This is a genomic window from Nocardia sp. NPDC059154 (assembly GCF_042755705.1).
Taxonomy (GTDB): Bacteria; Actinomycetota; Actinomycetes; order Mycobacteriales; family Mycobacteriaceae; genus Nocardia.
Window position 1 is genome coordinate 1 of the sequence record NZ_JBHZCS010000011.1, and the last position, 23096, is coordinate 23096.

The 23096-nt window shown below is 68.7% G+C and carries 22 protein-coding genes; 9 read left to right on the forward strand and 13 right to left on the reverse strand.

The features are described 5' to 3' along the window. Positions 1–149 precede the first annotated feature (149 nt). A complete protein-coding gene (locus ACFXN1_RS12170; protein ID WP_379444195.1) occupies positions 150–1646 on the reverse strand; it encodes an MFS transporter in 1497 nt (498 codons plus the stop codon). 118 nt (positions 1647–1764) lie between these two features. Here ACFXN1_RS12170 and ACFXN1_RS12175 point away from each other — a divergent pair, with 118 nt between their 5' ends. From ACFXN1_RS12175 to ACFXN1_RS12195, 5 genes are all read left to right on the forward strand, one after another. Next, complete coding sequence (locus tag ACFXN1_RS12175; protein WP_379379177.1) at positions 1765–2439, forward strand: TetR/AcrR family transcriptional regulator; 675 nt, start codon at positions 1765–1767, stop codon at positions 2437–2439. Positions 2440–2472: 33 nt separating this feature from the next. Continuing rightward, a complete protein-coding gene (locus ACFXN1_RS12180) occupies positions 2473–3771 on the forward strand; it encodes a D-arabinono-1,4-lactone oxidase (protein ID WP_379444197.1) in 1299 nt (432 codons plus the stop codon). A 152-nt stretch (positions 3772–3923) separates the two neighbouring features. Further along, positions 3924–4289, forward strand: coding sequence for a hypothetical protein (locus tag ACFXN1_RS12185; protein WP_354840665.1), 366 nt, complete (start codon positions 3924–3926; stop codon positions 4287–4289). Positions 4290–4514: 225 nt separating this feature from the next. Continuing rightward, entirely contained in the window at positions 4515–4928 is a 414-nt protein-coding gene (gene mscL, locus ACFXN1_RS12190; RefSeq protein WP_379444198.1) for a large conductance mechanosensitive channel protein MscL, read from the forward strand. 74 nt (positions 4929–5002) lie between these two features. Beyond that, complete coding sequence (locus ACFXN1_RS12195) at positions 5003–6553, forward strand: MFS transporter (RefSeq protein ID WP_379399751.1); 1551 nt, start codon at positions 5003–5005, stop codon at positions 6551–6553. An 18-nt stretch (positions 6554–6571) separates the two neighbouring features. On the opposite strand, the gene ACFXN1_RS12200 is transcribed toward ACFXN1_RS12195, so the two are convergent. The 4 genes from ACFXN1_RS12200 to ACFXN1_RS12215 all read right to left on the reverse strand — a co-directional run bounded on the left by ACFXN1_RS12200 (position 6572) and on the right by ACFXN1_RS12215 (position 10390). Further along, the gene (locus tag ACFXN1_RS12200; RefSeq protein WP_379444199.1) at positions 6572–7210 is read right to left on the reverse strand and encodes a sigma-70 family RNA polymerase sigma factor; all 639 of its coding nucleotides are present in this window, start codon (positions 7208–7210) and stop codon (positions 6572–6574) included. Positions 7211–7420: 210 nt separating this feature from the next. After that, the gene (locus ACFXN1_RS12205) at positions 7421–8131 is read right to left on the reverse strand and encodes an ANTAR domain-containing protein (RefSeq protein ID WP_379444200.1); all 711 of its coding nucleotides are present in this window, start codon (positions 8129–8131) and stop codon (positions 7421–7423) included. A gap of 111 nt (positions 8132–8242) precedes the next feature. Next, positions 8243–8929 (reverse strand): GAF and ANTAR domain-containing protein, encoded by a 687-nt coding sequence (locus ACFXN1_RS12210; protein ID WP_379444201.1) that lies wholly within the window; start codon positions 8927–8929, stop codon positions 8243–8245. Positions 8930–9046: 117 nt separating this feature from the next. Then, positions 9047–10390 (reverse strand): DUF3533 domain-containing protein, encoded by a 1344-nt coding sequence (locus ACFXN1_RS12215; protein WP_379444202.1) that lies wholly within the window; start codon positions 10388–10390, stop codon positions 9047–9049. 75 nt (positions 10391–10465) lie between these two features. On the opposite strand from ACFXN1_RS12215, the gene ACFXN1_RS12220 reads away from it, so the two are divergent. Further along, a complete protein-coding gene (locus ACFXN1_RS12220) occupies positions 10466–11086 on the forward strand; it encodes a TetR/AcrR family transcriptional regulator (protein WP_379399756.1) in 621 nt (206 codons plus the stop codon). A 130-nt stretch (positions 11087–11216) separates the two neighbouring features. Next, the gene (locus ACFXN1_RS12225) at positions 11217–11816 is read left to right on the forward strand and encodes a TetR/AcrR family transcriptional regulator (protein WP_379427105.1); all 600 of its coding nucleotides are present in this window, start codon (positions 11217–11219) and stop codon (positions 11814–11816) included. Positions 11817–11839: 23 nt separating this feature from the next. Here the strand turns inward: ACFXN1_RS12225 and ACFXN1_RS12230 are convergent, their stop codons facing one another. Then, complete coding sequence (locus ACFXN1_RS12230; protein WP_379444203.1) at positions 11840–13951, reverse strand: prolyl oligopeptidase family protein; 2112 nt, start codon at positions 13949–13951, stop codon at positions 11840–11842. A 15-nt stretch (positions 13952–13966) separates the two neighbouring features. On the opposite strand from ACFXN1_RS12230, the gene ACFXN1_RS12235 reads away from it, so the two are divergent. Then, the gene (locus tag ACFXN1_RS12235; protein WP_379444204.1) at positions 13967–15235 is read left to right on the forward strand and encodes a DUF4132 domain-containing protein; all 1269 of its coding nucleotides are present in this window, start codon (positions 13967–13969) and stop codon (positions 15233–15235) included. Here ACFXN1_RS12235 and ACFXN1_RS12240 read toward each other — a convergent pair. From ACFXN1_RS12240 to ACFXN1_RS12255, 4 genes are read right to left on the reverse strand one after another with little or no spacing between them, the layout of a single operon-like run. Next, on the reverse strand, positions 15211–16668 hold the full coding sequence (locus ACFXN1_RS12240; RefSeq protein WP_379444205.1) for an FAD-binding protein: 1458 nt from the start codon (positions 16666–16668) through the stop codon (positions 15211–15213). The two genes, ACFXN1_RS12235 and ACFXN1_RS12240, sit on opposite strands and share 25 nt — an antisense overlap. Then, positions 16665–17165: a VOC family protein gene (locus ACFXN1_RS12245; RefSeq protein WP_379444206.1), complete on the reverse strand. Its 501-nt coding sequence runs from the start codon at positions 17163–17165 to the stop codon at positions 16665–16667. The genes ACFXN1_RS12240 and ACFXN1_RS12245 overlap by 4 nt, the downstream gene beginning before the upstream one ends. Before the next feature lie 37 nt (positions 17166–17202). Further along, a complete protein-coding gene (locus ACFXN1_RS12250) occupies positions 17203–17862 on the reverse strand; it encodes a TMEM175 family protein (RefSeq protein WP_379444207.1) in 660 nt (219 codons plus the stop codon). Beyond that, positions 17855–18544, reverse strand: a complete 690-nt coding sequence (locus ACFXN1_RS12255; protein ID WP_379444208.1) for a VC0807 family protein — start codon at positions 18542–18544, stop codon at positions 17855–17857. The genes ACFXN1_RS12250 and ACFXN1_RS12255 overlap by 8 nt, the downstream gene beginning before the upstream one ends. A gap of 227 nt (positions 18545–18771) precedes the next feature. Here ACFXN1_RS12255 and ACFXN1_RS12260 point away from each other — a divergent pair, with 227 nt between their 5' ends. After that, on the forward strand, positions 18772–19563 hold the full coding sequence (locus tag ACFXN1_RS12260; RefSeq protein WP_379444209.1) for a VOC family protein: 792 nt from the start codon (positions 18772–18774) through the stop codon (positions 19561–19563). Positions 19564–19709: 146 nt separating this feature from the next. On the opposite strand, the gene ACFXN1_RS12265 is transcribed toward ACFXN1_RS12260, so the two are convergent. From ACFXN1_RS12265 to gcl, 3 genes are all read right to left on the reverse strand, one after another. Beyond that, positions 19710–20543: a fumarylacetoacetate hydrolase family protein gene (locus ACFXN1_RS12265; protein ID WP_379463563.1), complete on the reverse strand. Its 834-nt coding sequence runs from the start codon at positions 20541–20543 to the stop codon at positions 19710–19712. Next, positions 20533–21777 (reverse strand): glycerate kinase, encoded by a 1245-nt coding sequence (locus ACFXN1_RS12270; RefSeq protein WP_379463564.1) that lies wholly within the window; start codon positions 21775–21777, stop codon positions 20533–20535. Before ACFXN1_RS12270 ends, ACFXN1_RS12265 begins: the two co-directional genes overlap by 11 nt. A gap of 9 nt (positions 21778–21786) precedes the next feature. Beyond that, positions 21787–23096, reverse strand: a 1310-nt coding sequence (gene gcl / locus ACFXN1_RS12275) for a glyoxylate carboligase (RefSeq protein WP_379463565.1), incomplete at its 5' end; no start/stop codon positions are given.

The following is a 23096-nucleotide window of genomic DNA, read 5'->3' on the forward strand; positions in this document are numbered from 1 at the left end:
GCCATGGTCGGCGCCGCCACCGCCGTGGACTACCTGTCCGACCGGTTCGCGGGCCTGGCCCCGCCCTCCAACTGCCGCTGATCGCGGTAAGCCGAAAAAGAAGCGGCCCCACTCACTTTCGTGAGCGGGGCCGCTTCCACGTCCGGAACTCAGTGCGCCAGAACGGGTTCACCCTCTGCCGGAACCGGCACCTTGTTGGGCATGATCAGACCGGTGACCACCGCGCCGACCACGAAGATCGCTGCGGCCCACCAGAAGGTGGTGGTGTAGCTCTTCACCGCGGCCTCGGCCAGCACCGCCGCCGACGGCGGCACGTGGCTCGACGCGTAGTTGTCGAAGGCAGTCGAGGCCAGGGTGCTCAGCAGCGCGGTGCCGATGGAACCGCCGACCTGCTGGCTGGTGTTCACCATCGCCGAGGCGACACCGGCGTCACTGTGGTGCACGCCCGAGGTCGCGCCGCTGAAGGCCGTCGACATCGCCATACCGAGACCCAGGCCCATCAGGACCAGGCTGGGCAGGATGTGGCTGGCGTAGCCGGTGTCCACGCCGATGCGGGTCAGCAGCACCATTCCCACTGTGGCGAGCAGGAATCCGCTCACCACGGTCACCTTCGGGCCCACCCGGGGAATCAGCAGGGCGGGCACGGTGGTGGAGGCCGCCACCATGCCGGCGACCATGGGCAGGAACGCCACGCCGGTGCGGATCGGCGAGTACCCCAGCTGCTGCTGCATGTAGTAGGTGAGGAACAGGAACATGGCGAACATGCCGATGCCGATGGTGAACACCGTGACGTAGGACGCGCCGCGGGTCTTGTCCAGCACCACGCGCAGCGGCAGCAGCGGATGCGCGACCCGCTGTTCCAGCCAGGCGAACACGCCGAGCAGCACCACGCCGCCGATCAGGAAGGACAGCGTCAGGCCATTGGTCCAGCCGTCCGACTCGGCGTGTGAGAAGCCGTAGACGATGGCGAACAGTGCGGCGGTCACCGCGAGGGTGCCGGGCAGATCCAGCTTGGGCCGCTCGGTGGCGGTGTGCCCGGCCAGCAGCAGTACCGCGCCGACCAGCGCGATGGCCGCGAAGACCAGGTTCACGTACATCACCCAGCGCCACGAGGCCCACTCGGTGAGCGCGCCGCCCAGCAGCAGGCCCAGGGCGCCGCCGGCGCCGGCGATGGCGCCGAAGATGCCGAAAGCCTTTGCGCGCTCGGCGGGTTCGGTGAAGGTGACGGTCAGCAGCGAGAGCGCGGCGGGCGCGAGCAGCGCGGCGAACACGCCCTGCGCGACGCGAGAGCCGACCAGCACCTCGAAGTTGCCGGCCGCGCCGCCGACGGCCGAGGCGACCGCGAAGCCGACCAGGCCGGTGATGAAGGTGGTGCGCCGTCCGAACAGGTCGGAGAGCCGTCCGCCCAGCAGCAAGAGGCTGCCGAAGGCGAGCGCGTATCCGGTGATGACCCACTGCCGATCGCCGTTGGAGAAGCCCAGATCGGCCTGCGCGTGCGGCAGCGCGATGTTCACGACGGTCGCGTCCAGCACGACCATCAGCTGGGCGACGCCGAGTACGGCGAGCACCCACCAGCGCAGCGCGTGCGATCCGCGCCGCGACGCGGCGGCCGGTGCCGCGACCTCTTTCTCGAGAGCTGTTGTCATGGTGGTTTTCCTCGTCCCCTAGGATTAGTGGAGAACCGGTCTCCGTTTACCGGCAAAAACTACCAGCAAAACGGAGACAGGTCCTCCAGATAATCCCGATTGCTGTTAGGATCAGGGTGTGAATCACGTCACCACCGCGCCCCCACCTCGGCGTCTGCGCGCGGACGCCGCCCGCAATCAGCAGCGCATCATCGCGGCCGCCCGCGAGCTGTTCGCCGATCGCGGACTGGAGGTCACCCTCGACGATGTAGCCGAGCGCGCCGGCGTCGGCGTCGGCACCGTCTACCGCCGCTTCGCCAACAAACAGGAGCTCATCTCCGAGGTCTTCGACCAGATGGTCACCGAACTCGCCGGGGCCGTGGATGTGGCACTACACCATCCGGACCCCTGGGAGGGCCTGGTCGACCTGTTCGAGTACTCGTGCCGGCACGTCGCGGTCAACCGCGGCTTCGGCGAGGTCATCCTCGAATTGCACGACAGCATGGATCGCTTCTGCGCCATGAAGGATCACATCCGGCCCGGCATGCAGGCGGTCATCCAGCGCGCCAGGGACGCGGGCGCGCTGCAGCCCGATATCGAGGCGGGCGACTTCTTCGCCATGGTGAACATGGTCGATGGCATCGCCGGATTCGCCCGGCCGGTCAACCCCCAGGTCTGGGAGCGCTATATGGCGCTGATTCTCAATGGTGTGCGCGGCGACGGCGTGCCCCGCCTGGCGCTGGCCCAGCCGCCGCTCACCGAAGACGAGGTGGAGCGAGCCAAGGCCGCGGCGTACACGCCGCGCAAACGGTAGCGCGCATCACACTCGCGGTTTAAAGTTGGTCGCATGACCAATTCTTGGGCGAACTGGGCCGGGGATCAGAGCTGTACCCCGGCGGCCATCGCCGAACCGAGCTCGCCCGAGGACGTCGCGGCAGTACTCGCACAGGCCGAAGCGAACGGGCACACCGTCCGGGTCGCCGGATCGGGACATTCCTTCACCGAGACCGTGCTCACCGACGGCACGCTCCTGCGCCTGAGCAAGCTGGACCGGATCCTGAACGTCGACCGCGAATCCGGTCTGGTCCGGGCGGAAGCCGGCATCACGCTCAATGCCGCCAGCAATGCGCTGCACCCGCTGGGCCTGGCCTTCCCCAATCTCGGCGACATCGACGTGCAGTCCATCGCCGGAGCCACCGCGACCGGCACCCACGGAACCGGATCGAAGCTGCAGAACCTTTCGGCCGCACTGCATTCCGTCGAGCTCATGCTCGCCGACGGCAGCCGGGTCGAACTCAACGAGCAGACCGACCCCGACGGCTGGCGCGCCGCCCGCGTGAACGTCGGCGCGCTCGGCGTGGTCACCGCCGTGACCCTGCAGATGGTGCCGTCCTTCGTCCTCGAGGGCATCGAACGACCGGTGCCGGTCGAGGAGGTGCTGGCCGATCTCGACAGCTACGTCGAGGGCAACGAGCACTTCGAGTTCTACATGTTCGCGCACAGCCCGCTGGCAATGACCAAGCGCAACAACCGGGTCGAGCTGCCCGAGCAACCGCGCGGCAAAGCGGTGGACTGGTTCTCCGACATCCTCATGACCAACTACACCTTCGACGCGCTGTGCCGGCTCACCCGCCGCCGCCCGAGCCTGATCCCGCTGGTGCAGCGCAGCGCCGCCTACGCGGGCAGCTACCGCCGCCAGGTCGAGCGCTCCTACCGGGTCTTCGCCAGCCCCCGGCTGTTCCGCTTCACCGAGATGGAATACGCACTGCCACGCGAGCATTCGGCCGACGCCATCCGCGAGATCAAGGAGGTGGCCAAGCATTTCGACACCCCGATGCCGATCGAGGTGCGCTGGGTCGCCCCCGACGACGCCTTCCTCTCCCCCGCGGGCGGCCGCGAGACCTGCTACATCGCCGTGCATCAGTACCAGGGCATGAACTACGAGCCGTATTTCCGCGCCTGCGAACGCGTCTTCGACCGCTACAACGGCCGCCCGCACTGGGGCAAGCGCCACTTCCAGACCGCCGAGACCCTGCGCGAGCGCTACCCGGACTGGGACAGGTTCGCCGAGGTCCGCCGCCGCTTCGACCCGAAGGGGCGCTTCACGAACGAGTACATCGAGCGCGCCCTGGGTCCCGTGCACTGAAAGTGCGGCCACCGCGCACCGAAAGAGTGCCGATGGCGCACCGAAAGAGGACTACTATCGGTTGCTGAAAGATGGCTGCAACTGCCCGAGCGTGACCGACGTAGGGAGGGTTCCGATGCCTGAGCGGCGGATCGAAGTAAGGAACCACGACGATGCCCACTGATGACGACTCCGATGACAAGGTCGAACGCCTGACCGACGACCTGCGCACCACCGCCGACGATCTGACCACCGACCTCGGGGTCACCGCCTCCGACCTGAGAGAGCGAGCCGAATCAGCGGCGGGAGCGCTGGCCGAGCGGGCCAGCGGAGCCGCCGCCGAACTGGCCGACCGGGCACAGAGCGCGGCCGCCGATCTCGCCGATATGGCGAAGGCCTTCGCCGACAAGATCACTCCCGAGGATCTCCAGAGCACTCTGGAATCGGTGCGCGCCAACCTCGACCACGCCGCCCAGGACGTGCTCGCCGCGGTCAACGAGATCGTCACTGCCCTCAAGAACAGGGCGGGCGGAAAGTAGTCCACACCCAACCCCGGTTCCGGGCCACACGGCCCGGAACCGGGGTTGTTCGCTTTCATCCGGCCGCTTCGTTCTTTCCGGACGACCCCCGTTGGGTTACCGCTTGTGTGCCAGCCCCCGACCGACCGTCCGGAGTGATGCACGTCAAGGGGGCTGTGCCAGGTGCGCGCCACACCACGACCAGCCCTTAAACTCCCATCCAGAAGATAACGAAAACGTCTCGGATTGGATCAAGCGCGCATCATGCTCAAGGGCTTCAAAGACTTCCTGATGAGAGGCAATGTCATCGATCTCGCGGTGGCCGTGGTCATGGGCACGGCCTTCACCGCCATTGTGACCTCGATGACCAAGGGTGTGATCGAGCCGCTGCTGGCCACCCTCGGCGGCAACAAGGAATACGGCCTGGGCTTCCAACTCCTGTCCGACAAGCCGTCCACCTTCGTCGCCCTCGGTCCGATCATCAGCGCCGGCATCAACTTCCTGTGTGTGGCCGCGGTCCTCTATTTCGTGCTCATCCTCCCGATGAACACCATCAAGAACCGGCTCAGCAAGCCCACCGCGGTGAAGGCCGATCCCACCGAACTGGAGCTCCTCACCGAGATCCGCGACCTGCTGGCGAAGCAGAACGCGAACGAGTGAGCCGCGCACCCCGGGTAGGCTAGCCAGGTTGTTGCCAGCAGCTTGACCTATGCCTAGCCGAGGAGGCGGAAGACGTGGGCCGCATCCCACCCCGGGAACAGTCGGACGATCTGGCGAACCGGGTGGCGCCCGCGCCGGCGAGCCGGTGGGCCATGCTCGCCGTGCTGTGCGCGAGCCTGCTGCTGGTGGCGATGGACGCGACCATCCTCAATGTCGCGCTGCCGTCGCTCATCGATCACATGGCACCCACTCCGATGGAACAGCTCTGGATCGTCGACCTGTACGGCCTGGTGCTGGGCGGCCTGCTCATCACCTGCGGCGCGATCGGCGACCGCTACGGCCGTAAGCGGCTGTTCCTGTCCGGCTTCGTGCTTTTCGGCCTGGCCTCGGTGGTGGCGGCGACCGCGCACGCGCCCGCGCAGCTCATCGCGGGCCGCGCACTGCTGGGCGTCGGCGGGGCCATGGTGATGCCGTCCACCCTCTCGCTGATCCGCAATATCTTCTCCGATGACCGGGAACGCACGCTGGCCATCGGCATCTGGGCCTCGGTGGCCGGTGCGGGCGCGGCCATCGGCCCGCTGGTCGGCGGCCACCTGGTCGAGGCGTTCGGGTGGTCGGCGGCCTTCTGGCTGAATGTGCCGGTGGTGATCATCACGGTCGCCGCCGGACTGTGGCTGCTGCCGGAATATCAAGCGCCGCAGCACGGCAGCCTGGACTGGGCGAGCGCGGCGCTGTCGGTGCTGGGCGTCGTGGCGCTGGCGTGGGGGATCAAGCATGTGGCCAAGGGCAATCCGGCCCCGATCGATCTGGTGATCATGGCCGCCTCGGTGATTCTGCTGGGGCTGTTCGCCTATCGGCAGCTGAAGTCGCCGGATCCGCTGCTGGATGTGCGGCTGTTCCGCAATCGCGCGTTCACCGCGGCGGCGCTGGCCACCCTGCTGGCCATGCTGGCCATCGGTGCGGCACTGTTCCTGATCTCGTTGTGGCTGCAATACATTCACGGCTACTCGCCCTCCCGGGCGGGCATGCGCACGCTGCCCGCGGCGCTGGCCACCCTGTTCGGCTCGCTGTCGACCCCGTGGCTCATGCAGCACGTGAGCGTGCGCGCGCTGATGGGCGTCGCGCTGGGCGCGCTGGCTGGGGGTTTCGCGGTGCTGGCAGCAGTGCCGGACACCACCTATCCGATTGTCGCGCTGGTGCTGGTGTGCCTGGGCATCGGTGACGGCATCGCCATCACCACCGCGGCCGCGGTGCTGGTATCGGCGGTGCCAGCCGAGCGCGCCGGGCAGGCGGGCGCGGTCGAGGAGACCAACTACGAGCTGGGCATCGGCCTGGGCGTCGCGCTGCTGGGCAGCATTCACGGTCGTCTGTTCACCGGCCACATGACCGGATTGCCGCTGCAGGGCGACGATCTGGCCGAGGCGCGCGGCTCGGTGGGCGGCGCGGCCCATATCGCCGAGAAGATCGGCGGGCCCACCGGTGACGAGGTGCTGCGCATCGCCCAGCACGCCTACGATGCCGCGCTCACCACCACCTCCTGGATCTCGACCGCCATGGTGGGCACGGTCGCGGTGCTCACCGTGATCCTGGTCCCGCGCGGCTTCAAGGCCACCGCCGCGCACTGATCGGCACACCGTATCCGTTTACGCCAGTGACACTTTGAGCTGGGCCAGCGCCGAGCGGATGCGTGCCTTCACCGCCGGCAGCCCGATGCCCAGCTGCGCCGCGACCTGTGGGTAGGTGAGACCGCCGTAGAAGGCCAGCACCACCGATTCGCGCTGATAGGGGGTGAGCGTGGCCAGGCCGCGACGGATGGCGCGCTCGTCGTGGCGGCGCAGGATCTCCTCGGCCACCACATCGATGGCGGGCCGGTAATCGCCGACGCCCCAGCGGTGTTCGTGCCCGGCCGCACTGCATTCGCGCCGCACCCGGTCCACCGCCTGATGGTGGGCCAGGGTGGTGAGCCAGGTCAGGGCATTGCCGCGTTCCGGGTCGAAGGTGGCGGCGCTGCGCCAGACCTGCAGGTAGACCTCGTGGCAGGTTTCCTCGGCATATCCGGTGTCGCACACGATGTTCAGGACTCGGGAGTAGATGAGGCCGCGGGTGCGGCGGTAGAGCTCCTCGTAGGCGTCCCGATCGCCCGCGCCGATCCGGCGTACGAGCTGATCGAATTCACTGCCGCGCCGGGTGGATCGGGACGCGGCGGGCCGGACGGGTGGGCTGGGATGCGAGTGGGTTGCCGGGTGGGCAGCGGAATATTGCGGTGCACGTGAGGAATTCACGATTGCCCCCAGATCGACGGAAAGCGAGCACAGACTTGCCGAAACGAGCCGTCGAGGACTGGGACGGTCGCCAACCGCGAACGGAAACCGGCCGGGGACAGGGGCTTTCGGTTCCGCCAACTCACCAGGCTACTCCACGACCACCCTCTTCCCGCCGTGATCTGTTTTCGGGGATGGAATTCCGGGCAAAGTGTGCGAATCCATCGCCGATCAAATCCGCAGGCCCAGTTCGACTATGCCGTGGGCGACCGCGTGCACGGTGACGCGATTGCGCCGCGCGTGGGCGCGGATGAGTGCGAAGGCGGCATCGGGCGTGGTGTGGTGGGCGTGCGCGATCACCCCCTTGGCCTGTTCCACCACGATGCGGGTGGTGAGGGCGTGCTGTAGCTGCTCGGTCACCCGCTGCTGGCGCTGCACCAGGTTGGCGGTGACGATGTGGCCGGTGGCCATGCCCGCCAGCAGGGTGGCGACCGAGAGGTCCTTGCCGGTCCAGTGCCGCGGGTCGCGCGAATACAGGCTCAGCACACCGGCTTCGGTGTCGTCGAGGCGCATGGGGACGGCGGCCACCGAGGAGATCCGGTGCCGCCCGGCCAGACTCGTGTACTCCGGCCACATGTCGCCGTAGCTACCGATATCGGTGACGGTCACCGGCGCGCCGCAGGCGTGGGCGACCACGCCGGGTCCGCGAGCGTGATCGCGCTGGCAGACCTCGAGATCCAGCAGCTCCTCGGGGATGCCGCCGAAGAGTTCCGACCGGTCACCCTGCAGTTTCGGGGACAGTGCCACCGTCACACCGCCCGGTTCCAGCACATCGATGGCACTGTGCATCAATTCGTCCAGAATATGGGGCAGTTCGGTTGCCGCCGGTAGCAGGCGCGCGAACCTGGCCAGCACCGCCACCAGCAACTCACTGTCGGACACCGTGATCACCCCTCGGCGAACGCCGGGGCGCCCGCCATGAAAGTCTTCCTGTGCCGCTCTTGCCGTCAGCTCATGGTATTTGCCGGGCGGGGTGCTGCGGAACAGTTGCGCTCATTCGGCTTCGATCCGAATCTCGCGCTCCACCACCCGCCGTGCCACCTCCACCAGGGAAAGCCCATGGGTGAAGGCGTATCCGCGCAGGCGGGCATAGGCATCGGCGATCTCGATGCCGAGCCGGGCGCTGGTCATCCCGGCCGCCTGATGAATCCACCGGCTGGACAACGGCTGTGCCCACTGCCGGGCGTCGTCGCCGGTGGCCAGCACCAGGCTGGCGGTGACCAGATCCGCGATGTGCAGCGCCGCCGACAGCAGCCGCGGCCCCGGCCGTCCGACCGAATCGCGGTACAGATCCACCGCGCCCAGCCGAATCGTGCCCAGCCGCAAAGGCACTGCGAACAGGGAACCCGACACCGGCTCCCCCGAGAGCGCCTCGGCGAACCCGGGCCAGTGCTCGCAGTCCGCGCTCAGATCGGTGACCACGACCGGCACCCCGTCGGCCACCGCCGAGACCGCGGGCCCCTCCCCCGCGGTGGCCTGTGCCCGCTCCACCCGCTCGGCGAATCCGTCACTGGCACACCAGGGTTGCATGCCGGCGTCGCGTTCCTCGAGCACGATGGCCGCGCGCCGGACCGGCAGCACCCGCACACACGCGGTGCACACCGCGCTCAGACCGCCGCCGGCATCACGCACGGCGCGCAGGAACTGTCCCGTCAGCTGATCGAACTGCGACGAAGCCATCACCATCGAACCGCCCCACAATCATCGCCCGGCGATGAGTAATTCGGTGCCCGCGGCCAGTATCACCGTCACAGCTCGACAACGAACAGGGCCGAAAGTCACTGTGGCAGACGATGGTCAGGGCTGATAGGCCACACCGAGCCGGGACAGGCCGCGCAGGTCGTAGGTGTGGGTGGCGACCGCACCCAGCAGCAGACCCAGGGTCAGGCCGAACACCGTCATCCAGATACCGGTGCTCAGACCCGCCTCCAGGTGCCCGTCGAAGAACAGGATGGCGCGCACCGACAGGTAGATCTGGTGCATGGGCTCGAAGCTGGACAGCGCCGCGATCCAGCGCGGAATCGCCTCCACCGGAATCGAACCCGAGGAGGACGGCAGGCCCAGCACCACGAAGACGATCATGTTGATCAGCAGCCCGGCGGTGCCGAAGGCCGCCAGCACCGACAGCCCGGTCACCCCCACCGCGATGATGGCCAGCGTGCCGTAGAGGAACAGCGGCAGCGGCTGGTCGATCGGCATACCGAAGATCCTGGCGATGCCCATGAACATGCCCGAGAGGACCGGCGCGGTGATGACGGTGATGGCCCACTTCACCAGCAGGGTGCGCCAGCGGCTGATGGACGCCGGCTCCGGCGCGCGGAACCACGGGCCGTATTCGGCCGGGGCGTAGCCGAGCACATTGTCGATCATGGAGTGGATGATCATGGCGCCGCTGAAGCCCGCGAACAGCAGGACGAGGGTGTAGAAGAAGGCCGACAGGCCCTGGCCGGTGCCCGCGGGCAGCGGCCGGTACGGACTGACCACGACGTCGATGGGCTGGGCCAGCTGCAGCCGTGCCGCGCCGGACAATTCGGTCGCGGGAGCGCCCGCCTTGGGCGCCAGCTCGGCCTTCACCTGATCGGTGAGCTGCGCACCGACGGTCGTATTGACCTGTGCCATGGCGCGATCGGTGATGCGCTGCATGATCGAGGACGCGTAGGTGCCCGCACGCGGATTGGTCTGCACGGTGATGGCCGGGCGCTCCACGTCGCCGGGGACCACCGAGGCCGCCGCCAGAATGGACAGCCGCTTGGTGAAGTCGCTCGGAATGATGATGGCGCCGTAGATCTGGCCATTGCTCAGCTGCTGGCGGGCGTCATTGATGCCGACCAACCGCAGATCGATCTTGTCCTTCGGAATCTGCTCGGTCAGCGCGCCGGTGATCTGGTCGCCGACATTGAGGGTCTTGCCGTCCATCACGTCGCCCACATCCTGATTGACCAGGGCGACCGGGAAGTCGTGCAGGTTCTTCTCCGGGTCGGAGGTGTAGCCGAGGTACATGGTGCCGATCAGCGCCGCGAGCAGCGTGAGCACCAGCATCGGGCCGATCCAGCCGCGCAGCGGCACGGCCCGCCGGGCCGGGGTCGCCGCCGGGGTCACCGTGGCCTCCGGGCCGGTCGGGGAGGCACTGTCATTCGCCATGCGACGAATGTAGGCAGCGACAACAAAGTAGTCAACGCCAACATCCCCGAGTGTGTCCGATATCCTGCTCTCACCATGAGCATCGCCAAGCGCAAAGCCCGCGAGGTGGTGGAGCGCGCGCGGTCCTACCACCACGGGGACCTGCGTGCCGAACTACTCCGGCGCGCCGAGGAGACCCTGCGCGGCGCGGGTGTCGACGGCCTGTCGCTACGGCAGCTCGCCCGCGACACCGGCGTCAGCCACGCCGCGCCCAGCCGGCACTTCCGCGACAAACAGGCACTGCTGGACGCGCTGACCGTAGCCGGATTCGAGCGGCTCGGAGCCGGATTCGAGAAGGCCGCCGCCACCGGCGCCTTCCTGGAGCGCCTGCGCGCCATGGCCCACACCTACCTGCGCTTCGCCATCGACAATCCGGCGCTGCTGGCACTCATGTTCGCGCGCAAGAACAGTCCGACTCCGGCCATCGGCGAGGCCGCCGCGCGCGCCTTCACCGTGCCCATCGAAATGGTCACCGATGCGCAGGCGAGCGGCGAGGTGGTGCCCGGCGACGCGCGGCGCATCTGCCTGTCGGCGGTCGCCGCGCTACACGGGCTGGCCGCCATCATGGGGTCGGGCCTGGTCGACGCCGAGGAGGCCGACGGTCTCTTCGACGAGATGGTCAGCCACATGATGAACGGTTTGCGTCCGCGACGCTGACGCCGCGTCCGCGAACCGGGCTGCGGAAATCCGCGAACCGGAATCCGTGGGCCCGCACCCGTAACCTTTCAGGCGTGACGATCGAGAAACGACAGTGACGATCGAAGGCAGGCAGTACGGCGGACGCGCCGTGACCGAACGAAAAGCCGAGCGCCGGCAGCGCTTCCTCGACGCGGCCATCCAGATTTTCGGTGAGCGCGGCTACGCCAACTGTTCGCTGGCCGATGTGTGCGCGGCCGCCGGACTGTCCAAACGCCAGTTCTACGAGGAGTTCCAGACCCGCGAGGACGTGCTGGTCGCGGCATACGACCAGATCCAGGACCAGGCCGGCGCCGCGCTGGCCACGGCCCTGAGCGCCATGGGACCGGACCCGGACCCGACCGACACCGTGACGCGGGCCCTCTCGGCGTTCCTCGGCTCGATCGGCGCCGACCCGCACCGCGCCAAGGTCGCCTTCGTCGAGGTCGTCGGCGTGAGCGAGCGCATGGAGCAGCACCGGCGCGATCGGCGGCACGCCTGGGTCGCCACCCTGTATCTCGCGGTGGAACCGCTGGCCGGTTCGGGCGCGCGGGTGCGCGGCGCGGGCGAACTCGCGGGCAGCGCCCTGATCGGCGCGATCAACGGCCTGGCCCACGAGTGGCTGCTGTCCGAGCCGCGCCCGCCGGTGAGCGACCTGGTGGAAGTGCTCGTCCCCATGGCGGTTTCGCTCATCGTGCGGGATCCGGCCTAGGCGGTCACCGCACACCGAGCCGGTCACATCAGCTGCCGCATGAAGTAGGTGTACTCCAGCGCGCTGGTGTGCGCCTTCTCGTCGTTGTTCGCGCCGGACCCGTGGCCGCCCTGGGTGGCCTCGTAGAACAGGTACGGATCGCCGAATTCGGCTAGTCGGGCGGCGAACTTGCGCGCGTGCTGGGGCCCGACCCGGTCGTCCTTGGTGGTCGTCCAGATCAGCGGCTCTGGGTACTTCACGCCCTTCTTCAGCTGTGCGTACGGTGAAATGGACGCGAGGAAGGCACGTTCGTCCGGATCGGCCACCGATCCGTACTCCCCCACCCAGGACGCGCCCGCTGCGATCTGCTCGTAGCGGACCATGTCCAGCAGCGGAACCTGGATGTCCACCGCACTCCACAGTTCCGGATGCTGCGTGAATTCGACACCCATGAGCAGCCCGCCATTGGACCCGCCCTGGATCCCCAGCCGCCGCGGCGAGGTGATCTTGCGCGCGACGAGATCGTCGGCCACGGCCGCGAAGTCGTCGAAGGCCTTCTGCCGGTGGGTCTTCAGGGCCGCGTCGTGCCAGGCGGGCCCGTATTCGCCGCCGCCGCGGATATTCGCGATGACATACGCGCCACCGTGTTCCAGCCACGACTTGCCGAGCAGCCCGTTGTAGCCCGGCGTGGACGAGGAGGCGAAGCCGCCGTACCCCCACAGGATCGTCGGGGTGCTGCCGTCGTAGGGCAGCGTGGCCGGATGCACGATGAAGTAGGGCACCTTGGTCCCGTCGGGCGAGGTGGCCTTCAATTGCTCCACCACGAACCCGGACGAATCGAACCGTGCCGGTGCGGCTTTCACCTGGTTCAGCCGTCCGGTCGCGGTGTCCAGGCTCCAGATGGTGGACGGGGTGAGCATCGAGGTGACCGACAGGTAGGCCGTCTCGCCCTGGGAATCGGCGTCCACGCCGGAGACGGTCGCATTGTCCGGCAGGGGAACCGGTGCGGACGTCCAGCCGCCGTCGGGCTGCGGGGTGTAGACGGTGGCGCGGCCCTTCACGTCGTACAGCGAGGTCACCACCACGTGGTCCCGGGTTGTCATGACCCCTTCGAGGGTCTCCTGCGGCCCGGGTTCGTAGACGAGCGTGACCTTCGGCTGATCCGGGTGCGCGGTCAGGTCGTCGACATCGAGGGACACCAGTGAGCCGGACTTGAAGGTGGCGCCGCCGGTGGTCCAATCCTGTTGCAGCGCAACCAGGACTCGATTGCCGACCATGCCCTGGAGCCCGGACTTCGGCGGCAGCCCCAGCCGCACGGGCTGCGCGCCCGCGAGCAGGCTGACCTCCGACTCGTAGAACGACGGCCGCCGCTCCACCAGGTTCATCCGCCGCCCTGCCCCGTTGTCCAGCAGCACCGCCGCGGTGGCGAGCCCATCACCCTGGCTACCGCGGGCGATCTCCACCGCCTGGTCGAGCGTCTGCCCGCGCCCCAGACGCTTCACGACGTACGGATAGCCCGAGGTGGTCTTCTCCCCCGGCTGCCATTCCCGCGACACCAGCAGCGTGTCGGTGTCCACCCAGGCGGCGTACTGCTTGCCGCGGTCGAGCACGAATCCGCCGGCCACGAACGTCCCTGTCCCCAGATCGAATTCGCGCAGGGTGACGGCGTCCTCGCCGCCCTCGGACAGCTCGACCAGGCAGCGCCGATGGGTGACCGGGTCGCAGGACATGCCCTTCCACACCCAGTTCTTGCCCTCGTCGCGGGCCAGGGCGTCCAGATCCAGGACGGTGCGCCACTGTGGTTGCGGCGATTCGTAATCCGCGACCGTCGTCTCCCGCCAGATGCCCCGCTGATGGTCGGCGTCCTGCCAGAAGTTGCCGATCATCCCGTCGTGGAACTCCGGGACCGGCAGGCGATCTGCCGCATTCGCCAGCGCCTTCGCCTGGGCCAGATTGTCGGCGTAGCGCGGATCCTGTTCCAGCACGCCGAGGGTCTTCGTGTTCTCGGCCGCCACCCACGATTGCACGCGGGGACTGTCCAGCTCTTCGAGCCACCGATACGGGTCGCTCGCCGTGCTCGATCCCCCGCACGCGGCCAGCAGGACCACCGACAGACCCGCGAGGGCGGCCCGGATTCCGCTCTTGCTCCAAACCATGAAATCCCCCATCCCATGATCACGAGGCGACCCCGATCGGGGCGTCAGCGAGCCACCCTACCGCCGCCCACCGACAACCTGTCGGTGCCGGGCGGCAAGATCACGGGCATGACCGACGAGGAGAGGCGCTGGGCCGATCCGCATGCCACCACGGCGGTGCGGAAGTTCCTGCGCCGGCATCGTCGAGTGGTGGAGACCGTGCTGACGGCGGCCCGGCTGGACGGGCTGGACGAATTCGCCGATGCCGCAGTGGAATACGCCGCCAACCCCGCCGGACCGGCCACGCCGGAGGGCGCGGCGGTGGTGTTCGCCATCGCACAGCAGGCGGCGATCGCGTACCGGACCGGGGCGCAGCGGGAGCAGGAGTTCATCGACCGGTTCATCGACAGCTGGATGAACGAGCACGGGTACGCGTTCACGGCCGCGGTCGCCGAGACACGGCGAGGCCTGCGCGTCGAGGAACCGGAGCCGCGCGCGGGACGGATGACACCGTGGCTGCGGGCGACAGTGCCCAGCGAGGACCCCGAGCCCGCCGCGGAGACGCTGAGTCTCCGGGTGCATGCCCGGCTAGGTGTGCAACCGCCCTCTCCCGGCGGGGACACACCACACGCCCCCGCGGAGCCGAAATCGGTGACCACCGACCAGATTCGGCGACTGGAGGCGGCCATGGTTGACGCCCGGCGATGGCGGGCCGCAGCACACCGACGGCTGGTGCTCGAGGATCCCGCGCTCGGTCAGCTGGCCCGGCGGCTGGTGTGGGCGAGCTTCGACGGCCGCGGCACCGTGACGGGCACGTTCCGGATCGATGCCGAGGGCGTACTCCGGGCCGTGGACGACGGGCCCGTCGAGCTGCCGCGCGAGACGCTGGTGGGTGTGGCCCACCCGCTGCATCTCTCGGAGTCCCTGGCGGCATGGCGGAATTCCTTCGCCGGCAACCGATTACGCCAGCCGTTCGAGCAGCTGGAGCGACGAACGTACGCTCTCACGCCGGAGGAGGCGGAAGCGGATCGCCTGTCCCGCTTCACCGATCGCCAGGTCCGCACCGATCGGGTGTTCGGACTGCAACAGCTGGGCTGGGAGTTGTCAGGAGAGCGCCTGTATCGCCGGTTCGGTCCGTCCCGGGAGGTGGCCGTCACGCTGGACCCCGGGCTCGCGGGCGGTTATCGCTACGAGCCCGAGCTCCAGCGGGTGCTGACGGTTGAGCTGCGGGGCGGCACGTTCGGGTCGTTCGATGCCGTCACCGCCTCGGAGCTGATCCGTCAGCTGGAGCGGCTGGCGGCGTGACGTCCGGCGCGGCGCCCGAAGAAGGAGCCCGCGCCAAGCTGGGTACCGCTGGAGTAGCCCTTGCCGTCCTGGGCCAGGGTGGAGGCGGTAGCGCCCGCCGCGTAGAGCCCCGGAATCGCTGATCCGTTGTCCCGCAGCACTTCCGAGTCGGCCGAGGTGCGCAGGCCGCCGAGGGTGAAGCCCGCGTACAGCGCCTTGCCCAGGGTCAGGTCGAAGGCCGCCCACGGCCCGTGATCCTGCGGCTCGAGCCATTCGGCCGCCTTGTGGAAATCGGGATCCTCGCCGCGGGCCGCGTTCTCGTTGTATCGGTCGAGGGTGGATCGCAGTGCCTCGTACGGGATTCCGAGCGCGGCCGCCATCTCCTCGACGGTCTCCCAGCCGTCGATGAACGGAGCGAGCGGGAACATGGGCCGTTCCATGTGCTCGGAGTCCACGATCAGGTACGCCACCGCGCCGGGCTGATCGAGCACGAAGGCGGAGGTCCGCGCGTGATAGGAATCCTCGGCGACGAAGCGTTCGCCCCGCTGGTTCACCACGATTCCGGTCAGCAGCTTCGCGGGCGGATACACGGGCGCGGTGACGAAGGCCTGGTCCATCATGCGGGTCACGCCGCCCGCCGAGACGCCGAGCCGGATGCCCAGCCCGTCGTCGAAAGGCGTCCCCAGCACGAAGGGTTTCTCGGTCAGCCACGGCACGTGCTCGGCCACCATGTCGGTGTTCATGACGAAGCCGCCGGCGGCGAGCACCACCGACTTCGCCCGCACCGCACCGGTGGTGCCGAGGTGCTTCCAGCTCACGCCGGCCACACTGCCATCGGCCTCGGTGATCAGATTGGTCACGCCGGTCTCGTACCGCACCTCGACGCCGAGCGCGGCGGCCCGCTTCACCAGCAGCTCGATGATCATGGCCGCGCCCTGGGTGTCGCCGGGCACCGGAACCTTGTGCCCGCGCGGCGCCGGCGTCGCCTGATCCCGGTAGGGCCAGACCTTTTCGTTGCCGGTGTACATCAGCCCCTGGGTGCCGGGCTGGATGACCGCCTTCTCCGGGTAGTAGCTGCGCTCGAATTCGAAGCCCAGGCTCTCCAGCCAGTCGAAGTGCTCGACGCTGCCGTCGCAGTAGGCGCGGATCTTGTCCGGTTCGGGATCGCGCGCCACCGACAGCAGGTACTTGTACATCTCCCCGGCCGAATCGTCGTGGCCGGTCGCCCGCTGCACGGCGGTCCCGCCGCCGAGGTAGAAGTGCCCGCCCGCCAGCGCGGTGGTGCCGCCCGCGACGCCGGCCCGCTCCAGCACCAGTACGCGGGCCCCGTTGGCGGCCGCCTCGACCGCCGCGCAGCCGCCCGCGATGCCGAATCCGGCCACAACCACGTCGACCTCGTCGGACCACTCGGTAATCGACTCCGCCGCAAGGGTTTCCGGGATCTGTGTGCTCACTGCGCATCCTTCTTGATCTGCTCGAAGAACAGCCGCATATTCGGCCCGATCTCGGCGAGTTCGATGAACGGTACGCCCGAGGCCGCGCCGTCGAGGTAGGCGAAACGCATCTGCCCGCTCATGTCGCCCTGCTGCACCACCGGGATCCCCTGCGCCGCAGCGTCTTTCAGCGCGGCGTCGAAGTCGTCGGGTTCCAGGCAGACGTGGTGCAGGCCGGGCCCGCCGCGTTCGAGGAATTCGGTGTAGATGGAGCGGCCGCGCACCGGCTGGATGAGTTCGAGCTGGGTATCGCCGCTGTAGGACAGCGAGATGTGCGCGGTGAAGTCGGCGGGTTCGCCACGGTAGACGCAGCTCTCGGGCCCGAAGTAGATCTCGGGCATGCGCATCCAGCCGCCGGCGCCCATGGTGGTCTTCAGGAACTGTTCACTGGCCGCGATGTCCTCGACCACCCAGGCGATCTGGGTGACCGGGCCGCGGGCCACACTTGTGCTGTCCACCCCGGCAGTTAATCACAATCGCTTAAATTGGCAAGGGTTACTCGTCGTCCGGATCCGGATCGGATGGCGCCGTCCACCCTTTGTTGCTGAGGCCGTAGAACGTCGAGACCAGCAGATACAGCACCAGAGCCGTGATAGGCGACAAGAATCCGACCCCGATGCACACCGCGTAGACCAGGATGCCCGGCCAGGCCCGCCAACTCTCGCGCCGCGCGTAATCCGCACCCAGACCGGGCTTCAACATCTCCGGCCGCTTCGCCAGCCGCCACCACATGGGCGCCCACGGCACGGTCATCATCACCCCGACGATCCCGTACAGCGCCACCGACACCACGGCGTCCCGGCGCGTCCCGTGCACCACATTGTCGGCCACCACCATCGTCGGGAACGGCACCAGCGAAATGCCCAGCAGCAGCATCAGATTCCACCACCGCAGCACGTGGTCGATGCGCCGCAACCGCCCGAAGAAGGTGTGGTGGTTCATCCACACGACGCCGATCGTCATGAACGACGCCAGATAGGCCACATACGCCGGCCAGACATGCGCCAGCGCCTGCAGCAGGCGCCCGGGCTCGTGGTCGGGCACCCGGATATCCAAAATCAACAGGGTGATGGCAATCGCCATCACCCCGTCGCTGAACGCTTCCACCCGGGCGGTTCCGGCGAGCGTGCGATCCGGAACCGATCCGTCACTCATGGACGGAAGCGTAACCCGATTCCGTGATCGCTTCAGATCGCTTGGCCCGCTTGATGGTTCGAACCGTGATCGCCATCAGCACCACGGTCACGCCGATCATGAGCGCGCTCGACAGCCAGGCCATGGTGTGGATGGGCAGCCGGTAGGCGAGCACCACCCGCAGCACGGACTCGCCGACCAGGCCCAGGCCCCACATCCCGGCGATCCGGTTGTGCACGCGGCGCACCAGCGGGTTGGTGCGGAAATTGTGCTCCATCTCCGCCAGCTTCGCCGGTGAGTTCGCGAAGGCCTTCCGGGCCGCCACGTAGGTCAGCGGCTTGCCCAGCAGCGCGCTCACCCCGAACGCCAGACCGATGATGGCGGTGGTGAGCGAGTCCCGCACGATCATCATCCGGGCATCGCCGCTGATCAGCGAGCTGGCGATGCCGAAGACGAAGCCGGCCAGGATGAGCGCGGCCAAGGCGTCCACACGCCGGGCCCGGATCACCTCGACGAGGACCACGACGCCGGAGAACACCGCGCCCGCCAGCAGCGCGAGGAAATCGGAGTACCCGGCCCAGTGCAGGAGGTAGTACGCCGCGAGCGGCACCGCGATGTCACGGGCGGTGGGTGCGAGCATCCGCAGCAGGTTCGGCCGGTCCTGCGACTGCGGCGCGGGCACTGCGGCGATGTTGTCGGCCATGGTCGGAACTCCTGTAATCGGTTTGTGCGCTACAGGAATGACGCTACGGTCGCGCCGACCTCGCCGAATCTGCCAACCATCACCTCCCGGCCATGACAGTTGTCATGCCGGCGCCGGACACGCCGTCCGCCGCCATCCCCACTTCGGGCCGACGGCAGACGATGATTTCCGGAGCCGGGCGTCGTCTCCATTCCCGGGGACCGAAATACCGATTCGAGGAGTTGACCATGTCCTACGTGACGCAGCCGGGCGATCCGGTCTGGACCGATCTCTTCACCACCGATACCGACAGCGCCATCGGCTTCTACGGCGAGCTGTTCGGGTGGAGCGCGGATGTCGCGCCCGAGTACGGCGACTACATCACCTTCCGCAAGGACGGCCTGGCCGTGGCGGGCGGGATGCGCAATAACGGGAACAGCGGGCCCGATCAGTGGACCGTGTACCTGGCCAGCCCGGACGCCGAGGCGACCGCGGCGGCCGTCACGGCGTCCGGCGGGATGATCGCGGCGCCGGTGACGACGGTCGGGGACCTCGGCAAGTTCGGGGTGTTCGGGGACAACGGCGGGGTCGGGATCGGCGTGTGGGAAGCCGGGACCATGGCCGGGTTCGAGCAGCGCGGCGTGGTCGGCGGCGGGCAGTGGGAGGAGCATGTGGGGGTGCCCTCGTGGTTCGAACTGCATACGCGCAACTACGACGACGCCCTGAAGTTCTATCGCGCGGTCTTCGGCTGGAAGGACCCGTTCAGTATTGCCGATACACCCGAATTCCGGTACACCACCATCCATTCCGTGACCCCGATGCTGGGCGGTGTGATGGACTCGACCAGCTTCCTGCCGCCGAGTGTGCCCGGATACTGGACCGTCTACTTCGGCGTCGAGGACGTGGACGCCGCCGTGCGCAAGGTGGCCGAGCTGGGCGGCAGCGTGGTACGGCCCGCCGAGGACACCCCGTACGGCCGGCTGGCGGCGGTGGCCGACCCGTCCGGCGTGCGATTCAGCCTGGGCGGCAACAAGTCCTGACCGGCTGCATAGCTGCGCATACCCGATCGATAACCGGCCCCGGACAGGACGAACGGCCCGGTCCCCACAGTGACCGGGCCGTTCGGATCATCCCGCGGCGACGTGGTCGGCGCCCCAGCAGCGCTTCGGACGCCGCCGCGGGAAACTCAGCCCCCGATGACGACGGAGCCGCGCACGCCGGTGGCCAGGGTCTGCTGCCTGCCCAGTCCGCCGACCTCCACGACCACGACATCGCCGTCGCGCAGATAGGGTTTCGGCTCCGGCCGGCTGACCGCGACGCCGCCCGGGGTTCCGGTCAGCACCAGATCACCGGGTTCCAGGGTCATCAGCGTGCTCAGGTACCGCAGCAGTTCGCCCACCCCGGCGACCATGTTGCCGGTCGTACCCGCTTGCCGCTGTTCGCCGTTCACCCACAGCTGCAGGCTCAGCGCCTGCGGTTCGGCGACCTCGTCGGGTGTCACCAGCCACGGGCCGATGGGGGTGAAGGTGTCGAAGGACTTGCCCTTCACCCAGGTCGGTTCGCCCGCAATGCCATTGCGCTCGGTGACGTCATTTGCGGTGACATAGCCGCCCACCGCCCCCAGCGCGGTGGCGGCATCAGGGCAGTCGCGCAGCGTGCGGCCCATCACCACGCCCAGCTCCACCTCGTGGTCGGTGGCACGGCTGCCGGGCGGCAGCTCGATGGCGTCGTAGGGACCGCTCACCGTGGTGCCGGGCTTCAGGAACACCACTGGCCGTTCCGGAATGGCCGCGCCGATCGCGGCGGCGTGGTCGGTGTAGTTGAGCCCGATGCCGATCACCTTGCCGGGCCGGGCAATCGGTGCGCCGACCCGCGCGGCCGGATCAACCTCGGGCAGGGATCCGGCGGCGAGCGCGGAGCGCACCGCGCTCAGCGCCGCCGGATCACCCAGCAGCCGGCCGTCGATATCGGCGGTCACGGACGACAGATCGCGCAGCGCGCCCTCATCATCAATGGCCACGGGACGCTCGGCGCCCCGGGCCCTTAGGGGCGGCGGTTTCGTATGTTGCTTCCTGGTTGTTTTGTTTTTTGGCCCTCGGTTGTTTGGCGGCCACGGCCCCCACCCCCGCGCCACCCGGCAGGTGTTCGTGCGCAATGCGAATACCCAACTGCTGCAACAGCATTGCCCCGGCACTCAGGCAGCGCTGCTCATCCGGCTCGATCTCGATGAGCGAATACGCAGCGGCGAACCCGGTTTCGCGCAACCGGTCCGCCGGCAACGTGTTCCGGCCGCACACGGCGACCACCGGCACACCCGCGGCCCGCGCGGCGGCCGCCACGCCCGCGGGCGCCTTGCCGTGCAGGGTCTGCTCGTCGAGCTTGCCCTCACCGGTGACGACCAGGTCCACCCCGGCCAGCTGCGCGTCGAAACCGACCAGCTCCAGCATCAATTCGATGCCGGGCCGCAGGGTCGCGCCGAGGACGGCGAGCGCGGCGAATCCGACACCCCCCGCGGCGCCGGCCCCCGCCGCGTCGCGCCGATCCGACCCGAGTTCCGCGGCCAGTCGCTGCGCCCACTGCCCGAGCGCGGCGTCCAGCTCGGCCACCTGGGCCGGATCGGCGCCCTTCTGCGGTCCGTAGACCGCAGCGGCCCCATAGGGCCCGGTGAGCGGATTGTCGACATCGCAGGCCACCGTGACCTCGACGCCGTCCATCCGCTCGCGCAGCGCGGTCAGGTCGATAGCGTGCACCCGGGCGAGAGCCGCCCCGCCGTCGCCGATGGGCTGCCCATCCGCGTCCAGCAGCCGGGCGCCGAGCGCCTCCAACAGACCTGCGCCGCCGTCGGTTCCGGCACTGCCGCCGATACCGAGCACGATGCGGCGGCACCCGGCCGCGACCGCGGCCGCCATCACCTCGCCGGTGCCCCGGCTGGTGGCGGTCATCGGTCGCAGCCGGCCTTCCGGCAGCCGCACCAGGCCCGACACATCCGCCATCTCCACGACCGCGAGATCGTCGCGCCGGGCGTAGGCGGTCAGCACCGGTTCCCCGGTCGGCCCCGACGCGGTCAGCGGGACCGCATCGAAACCGGCCGCGAGCGCGGCGGCGACGGTGCCGTCACCGCCGTCGGCCACGGGCACGACCGCCACCGAGGCGTCGGGACGGGCCCGCCGGATTCCGGCTCGCACGGCGGCCCCGACCTGCTCCGCGGTCAGCGAGCCCTTGAATTTGTCGGAGGCGATCAGCACACGAGCCATGGGAATCCTCTAGTCCAGCGGGACGGTTGCGGTCGGGGCGTCGACGAAGGCCGAGGCCAGCTCCTCGAACTCCACGACCTCGTTGATCTCACGCGCGCCCATGGACACATTGGTGACGCGCTCGAGAATGCACTCGACCACGACGGGCACCTTGAATTCGGCCATCAGCGACTTGGCCTTCTCGAAGGCGGGACCGATGTCCTGCGGCTCGAAGACGCGAATCGCCTTGCAGCCCAGACCCTCCGCGACCTTGACGTGATCCACGCCGTAGCCGTTGACCTCGGGCGAGTTGATGTTCTCGAAGTCGAGCTGGACGTAGTAGTCCATCTCGAACGCCCGCTGCGCCTGCCGGATCAGCCCCAGGTACGAGTTGTTCACCAGCACATGGATGTACGGGATGTTGAACTGGGCGCCGACGGCCAATTCCTCGATGAGGAACTGGAAGTCGTAGTCACCGGACAGCGCGACGACCTGCTCGTCCTTGCACGCGGTGGCGACACCCAGCGCGGCGGGCAGGGTCCAGCCCAGCGGGCCGGCCTGGCCGGCGTTGATCCAGTGCCGCGGCTTGTACACGTGCAGCAGCTGCGAGGCCTGAATCTGCGACAGGCCGATGGTGGTGACGTACCGGGTGTCCCGGCCGAACGCCTTGTTCATCTCCTCGTACACGCGCTGCGGCTTGAGCGGCACGTTCTCGAAGTGCGTCTTGCGCTGTCCGGTCACGCGGCGGGCGCGCACCTGCTCGGCCCAGTCACCGTGGTCGGTCAGACCACCCACGGCGTCAAGGGATTCCGCGACGGCGATGAACTGCTCCAGGGCCGCGCCGGCGTCGGAGACGATGCCGTAGTCGGGCGCGAAGACCCGGCCGATCTGGGTCGGCTCGATGTCGACGTGCACGAACTTGCGGTCCCTGGTGTAGGTGTCGAGACCACCGGTGTGGCGGTTGGCCCACCGGTTACCGATACCCAGCACGAAGTCCGAAGCCAGCAGCGACTCGTTGCCGTAGATGTGCGAGGTCTGCAGACCCACCATGCCGGCGTTCAGCTCGTGATCGTCGGCGATGGTGCCCCAGCCCATCAGGGTCGGGACGACCGGAACACCGGTCAGCTCGGCGAATTTCACCAGCAGTGCGTCCGCGTCGGCATTGATGATGCCGCCGCCGGCGATGATCAGCGGACGCTTCGCGGCGTTCAGCATCTGCAGCACCTTGGCGGCCTGCGCCCGGGTGGCGGCCGGGCGGGCCACGGGCAGCGGCTCGTAGGTGTCGATGTCGAACTCGATCTCGGCCAGCTGCACGTCGATCGGCAGATCGATGAGCACCG